The sequence below is a fragment of the Paenibacillus sp. Aloe-11 genome (assembly GCF_000245715.1).
Taxonomy (GTDB): Bacteria; Bacillota; Bacilli; order Paenibacillales; family Paenibacillaceae; genus Paenibacillus; species Paenibacillus kribbensis.
Genome location: NZ_JH601084.1, coordinates 1 through 3072, shown reverse-complemented (window position 1 = coordinate 3072; position 3072 = coordinate 1). Strand labels below are relative to the sequence as shown.

2 protein-coding genes are annotated in these 3072 nt (G+C 33.5%); one reads left to right on the top strand and one right to left on the bottom strand.

Going from position 1 to position 3072, the window contains the following annotated elements; translation table 11 throughout:
• Positions 1-602: 602 nt before the first annotated feature.
• The gene (locus WG8_RS25850) at positions 603-1094 is read right to left on the bottom strand and encodes a hypothetical protein (protein WP_043891441.1); all 492 of its coding nucleotides are present in this window, start codon (positions 1092-1094) and stop codon (positions 603-605) included.
• 1049 nt (positions 1095-2143) lie between these two features.
• On the opposite strand from WG8_RS25850, the gene WG8_RS29265 reads away from it, so the two are divergent.
• The coding region (locus WG8_RS29265) for a hypothetical protein (protein WP_232289176.1) at positions 2144-3072 on the top strand (929 nt) is incomplete at its 3' end.

Genomic DNA, 3072 nt, shown 5'->3' with positions numbered 1-3072 from the left:
AATCCTTACATTTGAAGTAAGTGAGTATTCAACTAAATAAACCACAATAAGGACTCTATCCGGCTACAGCCGGTGAAGTCCTTTTTACATTTACTAGACTAAGGTTTGCAAACTGTTTGCATTCGCTGCATTTGAGTTGGGTAATTGTAGAGTATCCGTAGTAGCTTTCGTTCGTTATTCAAGACACAAAAATGAGCAACGAAGAAATCTAACTGCCCCTCGTATGTAGGTAACAAAGACAATTTTGCTCATTCGATACGTTATTAGCATACACTAATGCTCCTTTTGGAATATGAATTGTGTACAACATGTTATCCGAAAGTAGTTCATTAGGTATAATCTTTAATTTTGAATCATAGATACTGTAAGTTGCATTGACAACATTCGTTCCGGCAGTAACTTTAATGTCTTTGATATTGTTGCCTGCTCCATAGTATTTTAAATCTTCTCAATACTATATCGGTAGACATGTCGAAGTATCGTGCTTGCTGTCGCAAAACAAAAAAAGACTCATACCATAATAGTTGTATGAGTCTCACACGATATTGGAATAATGATGAAAAGAGTATCTACAGTTCTATATCCACGGCCTTAAAGCAGTTTCATTGAAATGTTATTTTTACAGATCCTGCTTTAGACCAAGTATCTTCACCTGCCAGTTGAACCCACCCATATATAATACCATCTTTTTTATTAAATTTTTCTTTTATACGATCAAGACGCTCAGAGGTTTTAGCTTCATGCAAAGTTCCTGTTTTTGGTGCAACTTTAGTACTCAATACATTATCTACATTAGGCTCGTTCTCATCCTTTGTCCAAGATACTCTTTTATAGTTTTCAAGTTTAAAAGGATGTTCTAAACCACCAATTGAAAACTTCACCGATTTCTGTAAAATATATGCATCAGTGTATAATGAGTCCTCTTTAAAAATTACTAAATTAGATAAAGCTATAGTTCGACTTAGAGATTGGTTGTAAGTATCAGATGTGACAGTTGTTCCATCTGCAAAAGCGGACAAAGGTGCCAAGGCCGAAAATAAAAGAGCGGCTGCGGAAAAACATAAGATAGATTTCCTTCCTGGTTTCATCTTCATTTTTTAGTCCTCCTTTATAGTACCTTCATCTATAAATATACACTTAATGAATGTCTAAGTAAGGGGAGTTTTGTCTGACATAAAAAATACACATTTAGATTAGGGATCCTTATTCAAAATAATTAGTTTTTTCTTCATTAATTTTCCTTTTTTGTATGTTATAATATCATTATTAAGCAATTGCATAAATAAAACAACCCTTTCTGGAGGAAAAATAATGAAGAAATTATTAATTTTTATCTGGTTTATGGTATTTGTAATATTTTTGAAATTAATTAATCTATTTGATGAATATTCCCAAAATCAAATGTCTATTACTTTTAAATATCAACCGTATTTAACATATCAGTGGATTTTATACTTTTTACTAGGGATATACTTTTCATTAATTTTCACTGGAAGTTTGAAATTTGTATTCAAAAAAAATAATTTTATCTTTGCCTTCATCCCCTCCCTTTTAGTCATAATTTATTATTTAGCAGTAAGTTATCTATCTTCAAATCTTAACTTAATATTTGTGTTGTCTGGCTTCTTATTATCGTACAGCTTGTTAGGAGAAAAGAAATAACTTTCAAAAAAAGGACTCATACCAGTTCAAGAAGCTGGTATGAGTTCTTATTATTATTTCACTATAAATCTTACCTTTGTTCCATCAGCGTATTTATCTAACTGATGACTTACCCATGATCCTGCTCCCTGATGATTGCTGCCGATTTAGCATAGACGCCTTGCACAGAAAAAATAGCCGTCAGTAAAAATACAATTAATCCTCTTGCGATTCCTTTTATCTAATGACACTTCCATAATAATTTATATCTTCTCAATACTATATTGGGAGACATGTCAAAGTATCGCGTACGTTGTCATAAAACAAAAACTTGGAGCCTAATAACCAGAAAAAATACTTTGCTATGTTAAATAAAAATCCTCATTTCAAATTTATTTGAATACAGACATTTACCTTTGGACAAATATTGGAATATACTGTATTGTTTTTATGGGTTTAATTTCTAAGGAGGGAAAAACATGAAAAAATAGTTATACCTACATTGTTGTCTTTACTATTATTATTTTGTTTTGCCTCAAACACCTCTGCAGCTACTATAAAAGGGACTTTACTTCCAAACCCTGAGAAAGGTTGGCAAAGAATCAAACCAAATAATGAGAATTTCACGTATACGGGACAATATCAGCACCTGGACCAAAATTACTATCAATCAAAATGGCAAACATCAGGCTCTGCAATCAAGTTTAATTTCATTGGTAGCAAAATGCGCTATATTATGAACACTTGGTGGTCAAATTCAGCAAATATAACAATAAAAATAGACGGAAAACCTGTTGTAACTAACCTTGATACAAGAGGAAAAGATGAAGGATTAGCAAAGATAGGTTTTGAAGTGCTTAACCTTGAATTTAAAGAACATTATGTAGAGATCATTAATAACAGAAGTGAGTATTTAATTAACAGGGGAATCGATTTTGATGATACGGGCGAAATTAAACCGTACAACCCAGTTATCACACCACCGGTTAAACCCGTTCCCTCAGTGCCACTTGATCTAAAAGCAACTCCAGAAAATTTAAAAATAATACTTAATTGGACAGCTGATTCTGGAGCAATCAGCTACAATGTAAAACGTTCAACAACAAAGAGTGGACCTTACACCACTATAGCTACTAGCGTCACTGAATCTACTTACTCTGATATTAATGTAGTAAATGGAACTACCTACTACTATGTCGTAAGTGCCCTTAATTCTGCTGGAGAAAGCAACAATTCATATGAGGTTTCAGCTACTCCTGTTCCTAGCAGCGATCCTACTCCCTCCCCTGGTCCATCAGGTGATAGAGCAATCTTGGTTGTGACTATGGACACAGGACTTGATAAAGAATTCGATCTAAGTAAGAAAGAACTGGAGGCTTTCATCGCTTGGTATGACGCTAAAGATGCTGGTAGAGGCGCTTCATTCTTTGC